The sequence below is a fragment of the Stenotrophomonas sp. 278 genome, assembly GCF_003935715.1.
GTDB classification, from domain to species: domain Bacteria; phylum Pseudomonadota; class Gammaproteobacteria; order Xanthomonadales; family Xanthomonadaceae; genus Stenotrophomonas; species Stenotrophomonas maltophilia_AH.
On sequence record NZ_RHPP01000091.1, the window covers coordinates 1 to 17,651 of the forward strand.

12 protein-coding genes and 1 pseudogene are annotated in these 17,651 nt (G+C 65.6%); 10 read left to right on the forward strand and 3 right to left on the reverse strand.

Going from position 1 to position 17,651, the window contains the following annotated elements; genetic code table 11:
* From EGJ34_RS14635 to EGJ34_RS14645, 3 genes and pseudogenes are all read right to left on the reverse strand, one after another.
* A partial coding sequence (locus EGJ34_RS14635) for a pseudouridine synthase (protein WP_148100505.1) occupies positions 1–1,257 on the reverse strand: 1,257 nt, incomplete at its 3' end.
* Positions 1,250–2,286 (reverse strand): annotated as a pseudogene (gene scpB, locus EGJ34_RS14640) (SMC-Scp complex subunit ScpB). The gene EGJ34_RS14635 and the pseudogene scpB, both read right to left, overlap by 8 nt.
* Before the next feature lie 13 nt (positions 2,287–2,299).
* On the reverse strand, positions 2,300–3,205 hold the full coding sequence (locus EGJ34_RS14645) for a ScpA family protein (protein WP_125361199.1): 906 nt from the start codon (positions 3,203–3,205) through the stop codon (positions 2,300–2,302).
* Positions 3,206–3,553: 348 nt separating this feature from the next.
* Between EGJ34_RS14645 and EGJ34_RS14650 the strand changes: the two genes are divergently transcribed.
* The 10 genes from EGJ34_RS14650 to EGJ34_RS14695 all read left to right on the forward strand — a co-directional run bounded on the left by EGJ34_RS14650 (position 3,554) and on the right by EGJ34_RS14695 (position 17,314).
* The gene (locus tag EGJ34_RS14650) at positions 3,554–3,853 is read left to right on the forward strand and encodes a YciI family protein (protein ID WP_125361200.1); all 300 of its coding nucleotides are present in this window, start codon (positions 3,554–3,556) and stop codon (positions 3,851–3,853) included.
* Positions 3,850–4,125 carry a BolA family protein gene (locus EGJ34_RS14655; RefSeq protein ID WP_125361201.1) on the forward strand — a complete coding sequence of 92 codons (276 nt, stop codon included), beginning with the start codon at positions 3,850–3,852 and terminating at the stop codon, positions 4,123–4,125. The genes EGJ34_RS14650 and EGJ34_RS14655 overlap by 4 nt, the downstream gene beginning before the upstream one ends.
* A 148-nt stretch (positions 4,126–4,273) precedes the next feature.
* Positions 4,274–5,311, forward strand: a complete 1,038-nt coding sequence (locus EGJ34_RS14660; protein ID WP_125361202.1) for a LacI family DNA-binding transcriptional regulator — start codon at positions 4,274–4,276, stop codon at positions 5,309–5,311.
* A 67-nt stretch (positions 5,312–5,378) separates the two neighbouring features.
* The gene (locus tag EGJ34_RS14665) at positions 5,379–8,438 is read left to right on the forward strand and encodes a TonB-dependent receptor (protein WP_125361203.1); all 3,060 of its coding nucleotides are present in this window, start codon (positions 5,379–5,381) and stop codon (positions 8,436–8,438) included.
* 210 nt (positions 8,439–8,648) lie between these two features.
* Positions 8,649–10,262: a glucoamylase family protein gene (locus EGJ34_RS14670; protein ID WP_125361204.1), complete on the forward strand. Its 1,614-nt coding sequence runs from the start codon at positions 8,649–8,651 to the stop codon at positions 10,260–10,262.
* Between the two features lie 33 nt (positions 10,263–10,295).
* The gene (locus EGJ34_RS14675) at positions 10,296–11,573 is read left to right on the forward strand and encodes a sugar ABC transporter substrate-binding protein (protein WP_125361209.1); all 1,278 of its coding nucleotides are present in this window, start codon (positions 10,296–10,298) and stop codon (positions 11,571–11,573) included.
* On the forward strand, positions 11,570–12,451 hold the full coding sequence (locus tag EGJ34_RS14680; protein WP_125361205.1) for a sugar ABC transporter permease: 882 nt from the start codon (positions 11,570–11,572) through the stop codon (positions 12,449–12,451). The genes EGJ34_RS14675 and EGJ34_RS14680 overlap by 4 nt, the downstream gene beginning before the upstream one ends.
* Positions 12,448–13,284 (forward strand): carbohydrate ABC transporter permease, encoded by an 837-nt coding sequence (locus EGJ34_RS14685; RefSeq protein ID WP_125361206.1) that lies wholly within the window; start codon positions 12,448–12,450, stop codon positions 13,282–13,284. The genes EGJ34_RS14680 and EGJ34_RS14685 overlap by 4 nt, the downstream gene beginning before the upstream one ends.
* A gap of 47 nt (positions 13,285–13,331) precedes the next feature.
* Positions 13,332–16,466, forward strand: coding sequence for a discoidin domain-containing protein (locus EGJ34_RS14690; protein WP_185750187.1), 3,135 nt, complete (start codon positions 13,332–13,334; stop codon positions 16,464–16,466).
* A 56-nt stretch (positions 16,467–16,522) separates the two neighbouring features.
* The gene (locus EGJ34_RS14695; RefSeq protein ID WP_260477013.1) at positions 16,523–17,314 is read left to right on the forward strand and encodes an endonuclease/exonuclease/phosphatase family protein; all 792 of its coding nucleotides are present in this window, start codon (positions 16,523–16,525) and stop codon (positions 17,312–17,314) included.
* Positions 17,315–17,651 lie beyond the last annotated feature (337 nt).

Genomic DNA, 17,651 nt, shown 5'->3' on the forward strand with positions numbered 1-17,651 from the left:
GCCCTGGCCACCGGCACCCGGGCCACGCGCGCCGGGGCCACGGGCTGCGCCAGGACCGGCATTACGGTGGTTGCTCGGACCGGTGCTGACGCCATCGGGCACGTACCAGCTGCGGAACGCGGCCGGGTTGCCTTCCGGCAGGGCACGGCTGTTCTTGTCCTGGCGCTGCTTGAACGGGCGCTGCGACTGCTTGGCTGCCGCTTCGCCGCTGACGGTCAGGCCGCCCTTGAAGCCGCCGCCCTTGCCACCGCGACCACGGCCGCGGTCTTCGCGCACGTTGTCGAAGCGGCGCAGTTCGCGGCCTTCATCGGCCACGTTGTTGCCGTTGACGTAGGCGTTGCCACGGGCTCCATCGCGCGAGACGCGCACGGTGGTCTTGGCCGCACGACGCTGGCCGATCACCGGCTGCAGGGTCAGCGCCGACGGTGCGCCTTCTTCCAGCTTCAGTTCGGCGCGCAGCTGCTCGACCTGCTTGGCCGGCAGTTCAATCCACTGGCCGCGCAGCAGTTCGCGCGGCAGGCTGACCTTGCCGTAGCGGGTACGCTTCAGGCGGCTCACCTGGCAGCCCTGCGACTCCCACAGGCGGCGCACTTCGCGGTTGCGGCCTTCCTTCACCACGACGCGGAACCAGTCGTGCGAATCGGTACCGCCAATGCGCTCGATTTCATCGAATTTGGCCGGGCCGTCGTCCAGCGCCACGCCACGGGCGAGACGGTCGACGATGTTGTCGGGGACCTTGTCTTCGCCTTCCGGGGCACGCACGCGCACCACGTACTCGCGCTCCACCTCGAACGAGGGGTGCATCATGGCGTTGGCCAGTTCACCGTCGGTGGTGGCCAGCAGCAGGCCGGTGGTGTTGATGTCGAGGCGGCCGATGGCGATCCAGCGCGCGCCCTTCAGGGCCGGCAGCGCTTCGAACACGGTCGGGCGACCTTCGGGGTCCTCGCGGGTGGTGACTTCGCCTTCCTGCTTGTTATAGGCGAGCACGCGCGAGTTTTCGGTCAGTGCGGTGGCGACGAAACCACGGCCATCCAGGTCGACCTTGTCGCCACTCTTGATGGACTGACCGGTCTGCGCGACTTCGCCGTTGACCTTGACCAGGCCGTCGGCAATGCGCTGTTCCAGCGCGCGGCGCGAGCCGAGGCCGGCCTGGGCCAGGACCTTGTGCAGGCGCTCTTCGAGCTTGGGCTGTTCGGTGGCGGTTTCGCGCTTGAGCGAAAGCTTGTTCAACGACAGCTTGCGAGGGGTGTCACTCATTTACTTGGCTCCGGCCGGCGACGTTTCGTCGGCCTCTGGTTCGGGATCGGCTTCGTCAACAGCCACGGTCGTCGTCGCGACGGCGTTGTTTTCGGTTTCGTTCGGATGCGCCGCGCGTGTTCCCGGCGCGGTATCGGGTTCGTCGTCGCTGTCGGGGAGTGACGGCGGCGCGTTGGATTCGGGGTCGTGCGTATTGTCGGTTTCTTCGTCGTTTTGCGCCAGTCGGGCCGAGAAGCGGTCGAGGCGGTTCATGCGGCGGGTGTCGCCGGTGTCGGCGGTGCCCGGTTCATCCGTGGCAATCGGTGCGTCCGACGTAGAGCCGGGCTCTACCTGGCTGTCAGGTTGCGTCGGCGCGTCCAGCCGGGCAGAGCCCGGCTCTACCTGGCTGTCAGGTTGCGTCGGCGCGTCCAGCCGGGCAGAGCCCGGCTCTACGTCAACGCCGGCGGCGATCTTCCCGGCCGGCTGGCCGTCGCTGTCGAGTGGCAGCTGCGGTTCCAGTTCGCCGAGGTCACGCAGTTCCGACAGCGGCGGCAGTTCGTCCAGGCGCTTGAGCCCGAAGTAGTCCAGGAAGCCCTTGGTGGTGCCGAACAGGGCCGGCTTGCCGGGCACGTCACGGTGGCCGACCACGCGGATCCACTCGCGCTCTTCCAGCGCCTGGATGATGTTGCTGCTCACCGCCACGCCACGCACCTGCTCGATCTCGCCGCGGGTGATAGGCTGGCGGTAGGCGATCAGCGCCAGGGTTTCCAGGGTGGCGCGGGTGTAACGGGTCTTGCGTTCGGTCCACAGCCGGGTGATGTAGCCGTGCACTTCGTTGGTGACCTGGAAGCGGAAGCCGGAGGCGACCTCGACCAGCTCCACGCCGCGGTCGGCGCAGCCGTCGCGCAGGATTTCCAGTGCGCGCTCGATGCTGCCCGGCGGTGCCGGTTCCTCTTCCGGGAACAGGCCCTGCAGCTGGGCGAGGGTGAGCGGCTGGCTGGAGGCCAGCAGCGCGCCTTCGACAATGCGGTTGATCAGCGGTTGATCCATGCGTGAACGGGGCTCACTCGGTTTCGTTGGCGGCGTCGTTGTCGTCGAATTCGCTGTTGAACTGCAGCGGTTCGTTGGTGTTGCCCAGGGCCAGCGACTTGACGTAGATCGGGGCCAGCGGGGCTTCCTGCACGATGTCCAGCAGCTGCTCCTTGGCCAGTTCCAGCAGGGCCAGGAAGGTCACCAGCACGCCGAGCTTGCCTTCCTCGGCGGTGAACAGCGTTTCAAAGCGGTAGAACCTGCCGTCTTCCAGACGGCCCAGCACGTCGCCCATGCGCTGGCGCACACTCAGCGCCTCGCGTTTGATGGCGTGGCCGGTGAACAGCTCGGCGCGCTTGAGCACGTCGTGCAGGGCCAGCAGCATTTCCTTCAGATCCACCGGCGGCGGCAGCTTCACCGCCGCGCGGTCGGGAACGAAGGCATGCGCCAGGCTGGTGTCGCGGTCCTGACGGGGCAGGGCGTCGATATCTTCGGCGGCCTGCTTGAATCGTTCGTACTCCTGCAGCCGGCGCACCAGTTCCGCACGCGGGTCGGCTTCCTCGCCTTCGGCGCTGGGCGGGCGCGGCAGCAGCATGCGCGACTTCACTTCGGCCAGGATCGCCGCCATGACCAGGTACTCGGCGGCCAGCTCGAAGCGCAGCTCCTGCATGACATTGATGTACTCCACGTACTGCCGGGTGATCTCGGCGACGGGGATGTCCAGGATGTCCAGGTTCTGGCGGCGGATCAGGTACAGCAGCAGATCGAGCGGGCCTTCAAAGGCATCCAGGATGACTTCCAGCGCATCCGGCGGAATGTACAGGTCCTGCGGAATCTGCAGCACCGGCTGCCCATGCACCACGGCCAGCGGCATTTCCTGCTGCTGCGGGGCGGTCGGCCGGGTTTGCGGGTTCGCGTCGGACGCGAGTTCGGAAGTCATCAAGCGTGATGTCTGGATTGCATCGGACCGTTCGCCGGACCACACCCGCCGCCGGCAGGGCCGGAAAGCAGGAACATGAGCGGCATGGCACGCCAGGACCGGCGTGGTTTCCACACTACAAACAGCAGGGCGCGCCGCATGGGGCAGCGACATAACTACAGGGAGGTCGTCTACGTGTACCGGTGTGGGGCAGCGGGTCGGTCGTCGGCGGCCGAAGGGGCCGGAACCGACGGGGCTGCTGCGTCCAGCCACGTGCAATAAGGTGAAGAGTAAGCCGTTACCGGGCCTCTGTCCAGCCGGGCAGGCTAGAATCCACGCGTTTGTTAAGGTCACCCCCTGGAGTTGCCCGTGCTGTATGTGATTGAAGGCTATGACGGAACCGACGTGTTGGCGGCACGGTTGGCGGCGCGCCCCGCGCACCTGGCCCGGTTGACCGCCCTGCGTGACGAAGGCCGGCTGCTGCTGGCGGGCCCATGCCCGGCCATCGACAGCGAAGATCCGGGCCCGGCAGGGTTCAGCGGCAGTGTGGTGATTGCCGAGTTCGCCTCACTCGAGGCCGCACAGGACTGGGCCGCCGCCGACCCTTACGTGGACGCCGGCGTCTATGTGCGCACCGAAGTGCGCCCGTTCCGCAAGGTGCTGCCATGAATGCAGGGAGGGTGGAGCGCATCCGCGCCGCGCTGCAGGCGGCGCTGGACCCGGAACTGCTGGAGATCGAGGACGACAGCCACCGCCACGCCGGCCACGCCGGCGCGAAGGACGGGCGCGGGCATTTCAATGTGTATATCGTCAGCGCGGCCTTCGAGGGCAAGCTGCCGCTGGCGCGCCACCGGGCGGTCTATGCCGCGCTGGGCACGATGATGGACACCGATATCCATGCGCTGTCCATCCGCGCCGAGACCCCGGTCACAAAACCCTGAAACCCTTGTCCTGCCTTGTCCTGGCAAGTCCCGGGACGTTCCCCACAAGACACGCCGAGGTTACGACCATGCGACATTCACCTAACGTAGTGTTTACATCGGGGTTTGAAAACGCTTACATTCCGCGCCAAGCCCAGATCTCTAAGCCGTGGAGGGCGGCGAAGTGAACAAGGCAGCGATCACCATCAAGGATGTCGCGCGGGAAGCCCGTGTCTCTGTGGCCACGGTTTCGCGCGCTCTCAACGGGCACGAAAATGTCGCCGAGCCAGTGCGCAAGCTGGTGCTGGAGGTGGCTGCGCGCCTGCGCTACACCCCGCATGCGGCCGCGCGCAGCCTGAGCAGCCGCCGCACCAACACCATCGGGGTGGTGCTGCCGGACCTGTACGGCGAATTCTTCTCAGAACTGATGCGCGGCATCGACCAGGTCGCGCGTGCGCGTCGCCAGCATCTGCTGGTGTCCAGCTACCACGGCGACCAGGAGCAGCAGGGCGCGGCCCTGCGCGCGATGCGCGGCCGCGTGGACGGCCTGCTGGTGCTTTCCCCGTATGCGGAAAGCCCGGACTTCCTGACCGACAACCTGCCGCAGTCGCTGCCGACGGTGCTGATCAACACCTATCTGCCCGGCGAGGACCACCCGGTGCTGAGCATTGACGATCACGCCGGTGCCGTGGCGATGACCCGTCATCTGCTCGACGCGGGCCACCGCCGCATCGCCTTCATCGCCGGTCCCGACCTGAACTTCGACGCGCGCGAACGCCTGCGCGGTTTCCGCGATGCGATTGCCGAATTCGGTAATGGCGCGGAAGGTATCGAGCTGCCGGGCGATTTCGATGAAGCCTCCGGTCATCGTGCCGGACAGGAGCTGCTGGCGGCCGGCGCACTGCCCGATGCGGTGTTCGCGGCCAACGACATGATGGCGCTCGGCTGCCTGTATGCCTTCGCTCAAGCGGGCGTGCGCGTGCCGGCCGATGTGGCGCTGGCGGGCTTCGATGACATTCCACTGGCGCGCTTTGTTCACCCTTCGTTGACAACGATGCAGGTGAGTATCGCTGAGCTTGGCGATAAGGCGATGACGCGTCTGCTGCAGTTGATGGATGGCAACACCACGGAAACGGCAGGGTACAAGCACACGCTTGTGCCTCGTCTTATCGTGCGCGATTCAAGCGGTACCCGCACCACCTCGTAAACCACGCTGTCATATAAAAAACGAAAGGCGGCCGCAATGACGGCCACCACCACCCGGAGATTTTCGCATGACGTATTCCAATCACCGCACCCGCCAGCCGGCACGTCGCCTGCTGACGAGCGCACTGGTCAGCTGCCTGATGCTGGGCGCAGCCCCGAGCCTGATGGCGCAGTCGGCCACTTCGTCGTTACGCGGCCAGGTGGCCTCGGCCGAAGCCGGCACCGAAGTGACCGCCACCAACACGGCCACCGGTACCGTCCGCCGCGCCACCACGCGTGCCGATGGCAGCTACTCGCTGATGGGCCTGGACCCGGGCACGTATGACGTGGTTGCCAATGGCCAGACCCAGAAGGTGACGGTGACGGTTGCGTCGACCGCGACCCTCAATTTCAGCGGCGCGCCGGCCAACGGCTCCACCGCCAATGCGACCAACCTGGACACGGTGAACGTGGTTGCGCCGACCCTGCTGCAGGAAGTGCGTACTTCCGAAGTGGGCAAGACGGTCAGCCTGCAGCAGATCCAGACCACCCCGCAGGTGTCGCGCAACTTCCTGGAATTCGCCGACGCGGTGCCGGGCATGATCTTCACCCGTGATGCGAAGGGCAACACCTCGCTGCGCGGCGGTGCGACCAATGCCGACGGCACCAACGTCTACATCGACGGCGTGGGCCAGAAGAGCTACGTCAAGGGCGGCGGCGTGGCCGGCCAGTCCGGCAGCGCGGGCAATCCGTTCCCGCAGCTGGCCATCGGCGAATACAAGGTGATCAGCGGCAACTACAAGGCCGAGTATGGCCAGGTCTCCAGTGCGGCGGTGACCGCGGCGACCAAGTCCGGTACCAACGAATTCAAGGGTGAGGCGTTCTACCGCTACACCGACGAAGACATGCGTGCGATGACCCCGGCCGAGCGCCAGGAAGGCAAGACCAAGCAGGTCTCGGCCGAGAAGGAATACGGCTTCGCCCTGGGCGGCCCGATCGTCAAGGACAAGGCGCACTTCTTCGTCACCTATGAAGCCAAGCGCTTCGACCTGCCGGTGACCATCGCACCGGAAGGCTCGGTCACCAACCGCGTCGGCCTGCTGCCGGCCGAAGCTGCCGCGGGCCTGGGCCCGGCCAGCCAGCCGTTCGAGCAGGACCTGATCTTCGCCAAGATCGACTTCGAGCCGACCGACTATGACCGCATCGAACTGACCTTCCAGGACCGCGACGAAACCCAGCAGCAGTTCAGCGGCCAGACTGCGCCGTCGGCCGGCAAGGAAACCATCAACACCGACCGTCGTTACGCGCTGCGCTGGAACCACAGCGGTGAGCGTTTCTACAACGAGTTGATGGTCACCCACGAAGACTCGTTCAACAACCCGTACCCGCTGACCCTCGGCCCGGGCATCACCTACACCGCACCGGACGGCACCGACGAACGCATCCTGGTCAAGATCGGCGGCGCTTCGGCGCTGGACGCGCAGGTGAAGGGCCAGAAGGGCTGGTCGATTGAAGACAACCTGACCCTCAACGGCATCGAGTTCGCCGGCGACCACACCATCAAGATGGGTGCGAAGTACAAGGAAATCGATCTGTACGCGTCCGATGCCGCGCAGATCAATCCGCAGTACTCCTACACCCTGGGCGACCCGGACTTCCCGGACAACATTCCGTACAAGGCGCAGTTCGTGAAGCCGGTCACCGGCGTCACCGGCGTGTCCGGCGAAGTGCGTTCGAAGGTGAAGCAGATCGGCCTGTTCATCCAGGACGACTGGCAGGTCAATGACCACCTGCAACTGAACCTGGGCCTGCGCTGGGACTACGAAAAGAACCCGACCTACCTGGACTTCGTGACCCCGCCGGAAGTGGTGGCGGCGCTGTATTCGCAGGATCCGCGCGCTGCGGCCGGCCAGACCTACGCGCAGACCCTGGCGCTGAGCGGCCTGAACATCAACGACTACATCAGCACCGGCAACAACCGCAAGGCGTTCAAGGACGCCTGGCAGCCGCGCCTGGGCTTCTCGTATGACATCAATGCCGACGAGATGCACGTGATCCACGGCGGTGCCGGTCGTTCGTATGACCGCGACCTGTTTGACTATCTGCAGCTGGAAACCACCAAGCTGGCCCTGCCGCAGCCGACCGTGTACTTCCGCAACCCGGCCACCGGTGCCTGCCTGAACGGCCAGCCGGCCTGCTACGACTGGGATCCGGCGCTGATGGGCAACATCCAGGGCCTGCAGGCACTGCTGGGTTCCACCAGCAACGCCGGCCTGGAAGTGGATCTGCTCAACAACAACCTGAAGGCTCCGTACGCGGACCAGTTCAGCCTGGGCATGAGCAACCAGATCGGCGACTGGCTGACCGACGCCACCATCGCCCGTACGCTGACCTATGACGGCTTCGCCTTCACCCTGGGCAACCGTTACCCGACCGGCCAGTTCTTCGACGACCCGCGCCTGTGCGGTGGCACCTCGCCGGGCCTGGGCCAGGCGTGGAGCTGCAACGTGCCGGGCTTCGGCAGCCTGATCATCGGCCAGCAGGGCATCAAGACCCGTGCGACCCAGGTGCTGCTGTCGGCGCAGAAGCCGTTCACCAAGGAAAGCGGCTGGGGCACCTCGATCGCCTACACCTGGACCACCGCCCGCCACAACCGCGACATCAACGAGCATTACGCGTTTGACCGCGGCGTGATCGGTGATTACCCGACCATCCGTTCCAACGGCGCGCCGCGTCACCGCATCGTGCTGACCGGTTCGTATGCCGGTTTCTGGGACATCACTTTCGGCGGCAAGATCACCCTGGCCACCCCGACCGCGGTGAACGACTGGTACCCGGTCACCCAGGCCAGCGGCTATGACCTGCCGACCCCGGGTGCGGCGGTTGCGCAGGGCAACGGCAAGTTCCTGGTCGGTGGCAAGATCTGGGGCTACCGCTCGGTCGACCTGCAGGCGACGAAGACGTTCAAGATGCCGGGCGATACCGAGCTGTACGCACGTATCGACATCATCAACGTGTTCAACTTCGACAACTTCTCCAACTTCAACTACACCAAGTCGAACGGGAAGCTGCTGGCGAGCTACAACGAAACCGGCGACATCGTCGGTACGCCGCGCCAGGTGAAGGCCGAAGTGGGCTTCCGCTTCTAAGCGTGATGTGAAGTTCCGGGGTGACACGCAGGGCGTGTCACCTACGGGATAGATGCACCGTAGGTGACACGCCCCGCGTGTCACGACGGCAAACCGGTCCCCCCGCCAACCGGGGGTGAACCGGTTTTTTAAGCGTTTCACCTGTAAACGATTTCACTCCACGGGCCGGTATGCTGACGTGGAAACCGTATTCCCAGGAGGGCAGGCACGATGAAGGCAACGCGCGTATTGGCAATGGCAGTGCTGGCGATGGCCGTGGCAGGCTGCAAGCCGCAGGCAGAACCCACGCCCGCCAAACCCAAGCCGCCGGTGATCCTGATCGAAGCCGACGCCCCCCCGCGCCCGATGAAACCGGAACTGCCGCCGCTGTTCGATGACATTGAACGCCGCACCTTCCAGTTCTTCTGGGACACCACCAACGAGGTCAACGGGCTCAGCCCGGACCGTTATCCTTCGCGCCCGTTCGCCAGCATCGCGGCGGTGGGCTATGCGTTGACCGCTTACCCGATCGGCGTGGAAAACGGCTGGGTCAGCCGCACCCAGGCGGTGGACCGCACCCTGACCACGCTCAAGTTCTTCCGTGACCTGTCCAGCGGCCCGCAGCGCACCGGCAAGGGCGCGTACAAAGGCTTCTATTACCACTTCCTGGACATGCAGACCGGCCACCGCTATGACAGCTGGGTGGAACTGTCCAGCGTGGACACCGCGCTGCTGATGATGGGCGTGCTGTTCGCGCAGTCGTACTACACCGGCGACGACCCACGCGAAAAAGAGATCCGCGCCATCGCCGACACGTTGTACAAGCGCGTGGACTGGCCGTGGCTGCAGCAGCGTTCGCCGCTGATTTCGATGGGCTGGTTCCCGGAAAGCGGGTTCATCGACCACGACTGGATGGGCTACAACGAAGCCATGATGGTCTACATCCTGGCACTGGGTTCGCCCACGCACCCGGTCAGCCCGGACGCCTGGACGGTGTGGACGCGTACCTATGACAACGACTGGGGCGTGTTCCAGGGCCAGGAATACCTGTCGTTCGGACCGCTGTTCGGTCACCAGTACACCCACGTCTGGATCGACTTCCGCGACATCCAGGACGCCTACATGCGCGAGCGTGGCAGCACCTACTTCCTCAACAGCCGTTCGGCGGCATTGGCGCAGCGCGAATATGCCATTGCCAACCCGATGAACTGGAAGGAGTACGGCGAGAACGTGTGGGGCCTGACCGCCAGCGACGGCCCGCAGAACACCACCCAGGAATTCCGTGGCGAGCAGCGACAGTTCCGCCACTATTCTTCGCGCGGTGCCGGCCTGCGCGAGAACTTCGACGATGGCACCATCGCGCCGACCGCGGCGATCTCCTCGGTGGTGTTCGCCCCGGAAGAGGTGATTCCGGCCACGCTGGAAATGCACAAGCGCTACGGCGACTACCTGTATTCCAGCTACGGCTTCCTGGACTCGTTCAACCCCAGCTTCACCTTCGACATTCCGATCAAGACCGGGCGCATGGTGCCGGACCGCGGCTGGGTGGCCAGTGATTACATTGGCATCGACCAGGGGCCGATCCTGACCATGATCGCCAACTATCGCAACGACTTCGTCTGGGACGTCATGAAGACCAATCCGCATATCCGCCGCGGCCTCGAGCGCGCCGGTTTCAGTGGCGGGTGGCTGACCCCGGACGGCGAGGAAGCGCCGCTGGCGCTGCAGAAGGATGAAAAAGCAGCCGCAGCGCGCTCGATCGGCATCGCCGAATCGCGTGCGGCGGCGGCCCAGGAACAGAAGAACAATGCCAACAACAACCGCAGCCAGCCGCAAGGAAAGTAAGCAGTGCCCGTGATTTTGCGTCCCCGCCGTTGGGTGACTTTGTTGCTGCTGGTGATTGGCAGCCTGTTGTTGAGTGCCTGCCGCAAGGAGCCTGAAGGCGTCACCGTGCGCTTCTGGGCGATGGGCCGCGAGGCCGAAGTGGTGAGTGGGTTGATCCGCGAGTTTGAAGCGGAGAATCCGGGCATCCACGTGGATGTGCAGAACATTCCGTGGACCGCCGCGCACGAGAAGCTGCTGACGGCGTTTGCCGCCGACGGCCTGCCGGACGTGTGCCAGCTCGGCAACACCTGGATTCCGGAGTTTGCCGAACTCAACACGCTGACCCCGCTGAAGCCGTTCGTGGCGCAGTCGAAGGTGGTGGACCCGGCCGACTACTTCCAGGGCATCTGGGACACCAACGTGATCCACGATGAGCTGGTCGGCGTGCCGTGGTACGTGGACACCCGCCTGCTGTATTACCGCAAGGACCTGCTGGCCAAGGCCGGCCACGACCATCCGCCGAAAACCTGGGACGAATGGAACCAGATGATGGCGGACATCAAGAAGATGCAGGGGCCGAACCGCTACGCGGTGCTGATGCCGATCAACGAGTTCGAGCAGCAGCTGTCGTTCGCCCTGCAGCAGCCCGACCCGCTGCTGCGCGACCACGATACCCGCGGCAATTTCCGCAGCCCCGGCTTCCGTCGCACCCTGGCGTTCTACGAGAACATGTTCGCGCAGGGCTGGGCTCCGCGCATGTCCGAGACGCAGATCAGCAACGTGTGGGACGAGTTCTTCCGCGGCTTCAACGTGTTCTATCTGTCCGGCCCGTGGAACATCCGCGAGTTCAAGAAGCTGCAGCCCAAGGAGCTGGAAGGGAAGTGGGGCACCGCCGCGCTGCCCGGTCCGGACGGCCTGGGCGCGGGCATTGCCGGCGGCACCAGCCTGGTCATCTTCCGTTCCTCGCAGCAGAAGGAAGCGTCGTGGAAGCTGATCGAGTTCCTGTCGCGTCCGGATATCCAGCAGCGTTTCCATTCCATCATCGGCGACCTGCCGCCGCGCCGCAGCACCTGGGAACACCCGTCGCTGGCCAACGACCCGCTGGCGCAGCCGTTCCGTGACCAGTTGGAGCGCGTGCGCGCCACGCCGAAGGTGCTGGAGTGGGAGCGGATCGTGCAGGAGATGCGCATCGTCACCGAAAAGGTGGTACGCGGCGGCATGGACCAGGACAAGGCGGTGACCGAGCTGGATGACCGCGTGGACAAGGTGCTGGCCAAGCGCCGCTGGATGTTCGAGCAGCAGCAGGCGGCGAAGGCGGAGGTGCAGCCATGAAGCAGCGTTCCCTGATCGGCTGGCTGTTCGCCGGCCCGGCGCTGGTGGTGATCGGCGTGTTCTTCGGCCTGCCGGTGGCGTCGGCGCTGGCGCTGAGCATCACCGACTTCGACCTGTATGCCCTGGCCGACGGAGCCAACCTGCGCTTTGTCGGGCTGGGCAACTACATCGACCTGCTGCAGACGCCGATGTTCTGGAAGTCGCTGTGGAACACCACCTACTTCGTGATCGTTGGCGTGCCGATGTCGATTGCGGTGTCGCTGGGCGCGGCGATGCTGCTCAACGCCCCGGCGGCGCGCTTCAAGGCCCTGTTCCGCACCGCGCTGTTCGCCCCGGTGGTGACCACGCTGGTGGCGGTGGCGGTGATCTGGCGTTATCTGTTCCACACCAGCTACGGGCTGGTGAACTACGGGCTGGGCCAGATCGGCATCGACCCGATCGACTGGCTGGGCGACCCCAACTGGGCCATGCCGACCATCATGCTGTTCGCGGTGTGGAAGAACTTCGGCTACAACATGGTGATCTTCCTGGCCGGCCTGCAGGCGATTCCGCATGACTTGTACGAGGCGGCGCGCATTGACGGGGCCTCGCGCTGGAAGCAGTTCCTGCACATCACCCTGCCGATGCTGGGGCCGGTGCTGCTGGTGGTCGGCGTGATTACCGTGTCGGGCTACTTCCAGCTGTTCGCCGAGCCCTACGTGATGACCCGTGGCGACCCACTGCAGAGCACGGTCAGCGTGCTGTACTTCATGTTTGAAGAAGGCTTCAAGTGGTGGAACCTCGGCCGTGCATCGGCGGTGGCGTTCCTGCTGTTCCTGATCATCCTGGCCGTCACCACCGTGATGTTGCGTTTCGGCCGCAAGAGGCAGTTGGTATGAGTCGTGAGATTGGCCAGTCGCGCTGGCATGCGTGGTGGGTGAACGGAGGGCTGGCGGTGCTGGCCGCCATCAGCCTGGCCCCGCTGCTGTGGATGGTGTCGGTGTCGTTCATGCCGACCGGTGAGGCGGCGCATTTCCCGCCGCCGCTGCTGCCTTCTTCGGTGACCACGAACAACTACCACGAGCTGTTTGCCCGTACCGGCATGGGCAACAACTTCATCAACAGCCTGGGGGTGTCGCTGGCGATCACTCTCGGTTCGCTGCTGCTCAACACCATGGCCGGCTACGCGTTCGCCAAGCTGCGCTTCGTCGGCCGCGAGCGCCTGTTCCAGCTGCTGCTGGCGGCGCTGGTGATTCCGGCCCAGGTGGCGATGCTGCCGCTGTTCCTGTTGATGAAGCAGCTGGGGCTGGTCAACAGCTACGGCGGGGTGGTGGTGCCGGCGCTGGCCAGCGTGTTCGGCATCTTCCTGGTGCGCCAGTACGCGCGTTCGATTCCCGATGAACTGCTGGAAGCTGCCCGCATCGACGGGGCAGGGGAGCTGCGGATCTTCTTCCAGATCGTGCTGCCGATGCTCAAGCCGGTGCTGGTGACCCTGTCGATCTTCACCTTCATGGGGGCCTGGAACGATTTCATGTGGCCGTTGATCGTGCTGACCGACCAGGAGCACTACACTCTGCCGGTTGCCCTGGCCACGCTGTCGCGCGAACACATCATGGACGTGGAAATGATGATGGCCGGCGCGGTGGTCACGGTGGTTCCGGTGCTGGCACTGTTCCTGGTGCTGCAGCGCTATTACATCCAAGGTCTGCTGCTGGGGAGTGTCAAAGGGTGAAACGTGCCGTCGTTGCGGTAGGTCTGGTTCTGGGGGCGGTGGTGTCGATGGCGGCGGTGGCAGCACCTCCGGCGGCTCCGGCCGCGGTCAAGGTGCTGGACAACTTCGACGACATGGGCGCGTGGAAACTGGTGGTCTCCGACCAGGTCAGCGGTTCGCTGCGCAGCGTGGCAGGCAACGGCGGCGGTCGCGCGCTGTGCCTGGACTACAACTTCCACGAGGTGTCCGGCTATGTGGGCATCCGCCGCGAACTGCCGATCACCTGGCCGGACAACTACCAGCTGGGCTTCCAGATCCGCGGCGACTCGCCGGGCAACGACCTGCAGGTCAAGCTGATCGATGCCAGCGGTGACAACGTCTGGTGGGTGAATCGCCCGGGCTACAGTTTCCCCAAGACCTGGACCGGCGTGCAGTACCGCAAGCGCCAGATCGACAAGGCGTGGGGGCCTTCAGCCGAGACCACGCTGACCAACAGCAAATCGGTGGAGTTCACCATCTACAGCAAGGTCGGCGGTCGCGGCACGGTGTGCTTCGACCGGCTGACCCTGCAGCCGCTGCCGCCGGTGGACACCTCGGCACTGACCGCCTCGGTGATCGCCGATACCGCCACCGCGCTGCAGGGCCGGCTGGTGGACGGCAAGGCCGACACGGTATGGATCAGCGGCGGCGTGCAGGATCAGACCATCAGCCTGGACCTGCACAAGGTGCGTGAGTTCGGCGGTGCGGTAATCCAGTGGGTGCCGGGGCTTGAGGCCACGCGCTACCTGGTGCGTGCATCGAGTGATGGGCGCGACTGGAAAACGCTGCGCGAGATCACCGCCGGCGGTGGCGGCGACCGCGACTGGCTGGCATTGCCGGACACCGAGGCGCGCTACCTGCGCTTCGACCTGCAGGGCGGACGCAGCTGGCGCTACGGCATCCGTGACATCGCGATCAAACCGCTGGATTTTGCCGGCACTCCCAATGAATTCATCGAATCGGTCGGCGCGGACCTGCCGCGCGGGTCGGTACCACGTGGCTTCAGCGGCGAGCAGCCGTACTGGACCCTGCTGGGCCTGGACGGCGGCAAGGAGCAGGCGCTGATCGGCGAAGACGGCGCGCTGGAAGTGGCCAAGGCCAGCTTCAGCGTCGAGCCCTTCGTGGTGGTCGACAAGAAGGTGCTCAGCTGGGCCGACGTGGAGTCGAAGCAGTCGCTGCAGGACGACTACCTGCCCATTGCCAGCGTGGACTGGACGCACCCGAAGGCGGGGCTGAAGGTGACCGGCTTCGTGCAGGGCCGGCCGGACAATGCACAGCTGGTGGGGCGCTACGCGCTGCACAATCCGGACAAGGTGCCGCACGAGTACACCCTGGCGCTGGCGGTGCGGCCGTGGCAGGTGAACCCGCCGCGGCAGTTCCTCAATACCGTGGGCGGTTTCAGCCGGATCGACACGTTGGACTTCGAGCCTGGCCAGGTGGAGGTCAACGGCAAGCCGCGCGTGTTCCCGCTGCAGCCGGCCGATGCCAGCTTTGCCAGCACCTTCGACAGCAAGCTGGAGGTCATGCACCTGGCCAGTGGCCATCTGCCGACCACCACCGAAGTCCGCGACGTGACCGGTCTGGCCAGCGGCGCGCTTCTCTATCGCTGGACCCTGCAGCCGGGCGAAACCCGCGAGGTGGCGCTGGTGCTGCCGCAGACCGGCAACTGGACCACGCCCAAGGGCTTCGACGCCGACAAGGCGCAGCAGCAGGTTGCGGCGATGTGGCGCACCAAGCTGGACCAGGTGACCCTGCAGGTGCCGGCGGCGGGCAAGCCGCTGGCCGACACCCTGCGCACCGCGCTGGCGCACATGCTGATCTCGCGGGTCGGTCCAAGCCTGCAGCCGGGCACGCGTTCCTATTCGCGCAGCTGGATCCGCGACGGCGCGATGATTTCCGAAGGGCTGCTGCGGCTGGGCCGCAGCGATGCGGTGCGCGAATACGTGAACTGGTACGCGCCCTATCAGTTCGAGAATGGCAAGGTGCCGTGCTGCGTGGATGCACGCGGCAGCGACCCGGTGCCGGAGAACGACAGCCATGGCGAGCTGATCTTCAACATCGCCGAATACTGGCGTTATACCGGTGACACCACCTTCCTGGAACTGATGTGGCCGCATGTGCAGGGTGCGTATCAATACATGGAACAGCTGCGCCTGAGCGAGCGCACCGAAGAGAACCGCGCACGCAATCCCGCCTTCTACGGAATGATGCCGGTGTCGATCAGCCACGAGGGCTATTCGGCCAAGCCGATGCATTCGTACTGGGACAACTTCTGGGCGCTGCGCGGTTACAAGGACGCGGCTGATATCGCTGCGGCACTGGGCAAGCTGGAAGCGATGCAGATCAGTGCCTCGCGCGATGAATTCCGCGCTGACCTGGATGCCTCGCTGCGCGCGGCGGTGGCCCGGCACAAGATCGACTACCTGCCGGGCGCGGCCGAGCTGGGCGACTTCGATGCCACCTCGACCACCATCGCGCTGGCCCCGGGTGGCGAACAGGGACGCCTGCCGCAGCCCTACCTGGACAACACCTTCGAGCGCTACTGGACCCAGTTCGAGCAGCGTCGCGACGGCAAGCGCGAATGGAAGGACTACACCCCGTACGAGTGGCGCAATGTGGCCGCGTTCGTGCGCCTGGGCTGGCGTGATCGCGCCTGGCAGGCAACCCAGTTCTTCTTCAACGACCGCGCGCCGCAGGCCTGGAACCAGTGGGCAGAAGTGGTCTCGCGCACGCCGCGCAAGCCGTTCTTTGTCGGGGACCTGCCGCATGCGTGGGTGGCTTCGGACTTCGTGCGCTCGGCGCTGGACATGTTCGCCTACAGCCGCGACGTCGACGACAGCCTGGTGCTGGCCGCCGGCGTGCCGACCCGCTGGCTGGAAGGGAAGGGCGTGGCGATCAAGGGCCTGCGCACCCCGCACGGGCAGCTGAGCTATGCGCTGAGCCGTACCGACAAGGTGTTGACCCTGCAGGTGCAGCCGGGTCTGCTGGCCCCGCAGGGCGGACTGGTGCTGCCGTGGCCGTTCACGGGCGAACCGGGCGAGGCCACCATCAACGGTGAGCCGGCGCAGTGGGTGAACGGTGAGCTGCGTATTGCGCATGTGCCGGCCACGGTGGAAGTGCAGATTCCGGCGGCGGCGCGACGCGCCGAACGCAAGGCACCGTAATGCGCGGTGCCGTATGCGGATTGCCACAGGTGTGGCTGCTCGGGCTTGCCCTGGCAATGGCGGGGAGTGCCACGGCGGCCCAGCCCGACGCGGCTGGCCTGAGCGTGGTGACGTTCAATCTGCACCATGATCGGGAAGACTGGCCGGAACGACGGCGGGTGATCCAGCGTGAACTGGAGCGGCTGCAACCCGACGTGGTCGCGCTGCAGGAGGTGATCCAGAAGCCGCACGTGCGCAACCAGGCCGCGTGGCTGGCGCGCAAGCTGGGCTACGACTATCTGTTCGTGTCCACCGACCCGCCCGGACGTTTCAAGCGCTATGGCAATGCGTTGCTGACGCGCCGCCCGGTGCTTGCGCGCAACGAACACCTGCTGGCCCCGCGCACCGACTACCGCACGGTGGGGCATCTGCGCATCGACGTGGACGGGCAGGCGGTGAGTGTTTACGCCACCCATCTGAACGAGCGTTCCGACGACGCCGGCAAGCAGATCCGCGGCGAGCAGATCGCCGATCTGCTGGCGTTCGTGGCACGCACCTCCGGCGGCGCGCCGGTGGTGATTGCCGGAGATTTCAACGCGCAGGTGGATGCAGGGGATCTGAGTCCGCTGCGTCAGCGGTTTGGTGACAGCTATGGCAGCGTGCACGTGAACAACGAGCTGGCGCAGGTGAGCACCTTGAACCGGCACTACTTCGATGCCCCCCGCCGGATCGACCATGTGTTCTTCCAGCAGGACCAGCTGGTGGCGCGTGAGGCCCGGCTGTTGTTCGACGAACCGTACGCGGAAGGACGCTGGGCGTCGGACCATTACGGGGTGTGGACACGCCTGCAGTTCGCGCCGGGGTTGTAACCGCGCGCCTGAAACCCCGTAGAGCCACGCCCTGCGTGGCTGCGCGCGCGGTGCTGAAACATTCGTAGAGCCACGCCCTGCGTGGCTTCGACCACGTTTGAGATCGCGAAGCCACGCAGGGCGTGGATCTACGGCGGATTGGATCCCACAAACAAACAGCGGCCTTTCGGCCGCTGTCTGCGTATTGCCTTAACCAAGCCACGCAGGGCGTGGCTCTACGGATACTCTACGATCAAGGCTTCTCAGCCTTGTCCTCTTCCGCCTTGGCAGCGGCTTCGGCCGGGGCGAGTTCATCGGTCGGGATGTCCTCGCGGGCTTCGGCTACCGCGGCCTGGGC

Bases quoted from the DNA above. Each gene is read 5' to 3' on its own strand.
- EGJ34_RS14645 (WP_125361199.1), bottom strand. From the start codon at position 3,205: ATGACTTCCGAACTCGCGTCCGACGCGAACCCGCAAACCCGGCCGACC.
- EGJ34_RS14655 (WP_125361201.1), top strand. From the start codon at position 3,850: ATGAATGCAGGGAGGGTGGAGCGCATCCGCGCCGCGCTGCAGGCGGCG.
- EGJ34_RS14665 (WP_125361203.1), top strand. From the start codon at position 5,379: ATGACGTATTCCAATCACCGCACCCGCCAGCCGGCACGTCGCCTGCTG.
- EGJ34_RS14670 (WP_125361204.1), top strand. From the start codon at position 8,649: ATGAAGGCAACGCGCGTATTGGCAATGGCAGTGCTGGCGATGGCCGTG.
- EGJ34_RS14680 (WP_125361205.1), top strand. From the start codon at position 11,570: ATGAAGCAGCGTTCCCTGATCGGCTGGCTGTTCGCCGGCCCGGCGCTG.
- EGJ34_RS14685 (WP_125361206.1), top strand. From the start codon at position 12,448: ATGAGTCGTGAGATTGGCCAGTCGCGCTGGCATGCGTGGTGGGTGAAC.
- EGJ34_RS14690 (WP_185750187.1), top strand. From the start codon at position 13,332: ATGGCGGCGGTGGCAGCACCTCCGGCGGCTCCGGCCGCGGTCAAGGTG.
- EGJ34_RS14695 (WP_260477013.1), top strand. From the start codon at position 16,523: ATGGCGGGGAGTGCCACGGCGGCCCAGCCCGACGCGGCTGGCCTGAGC.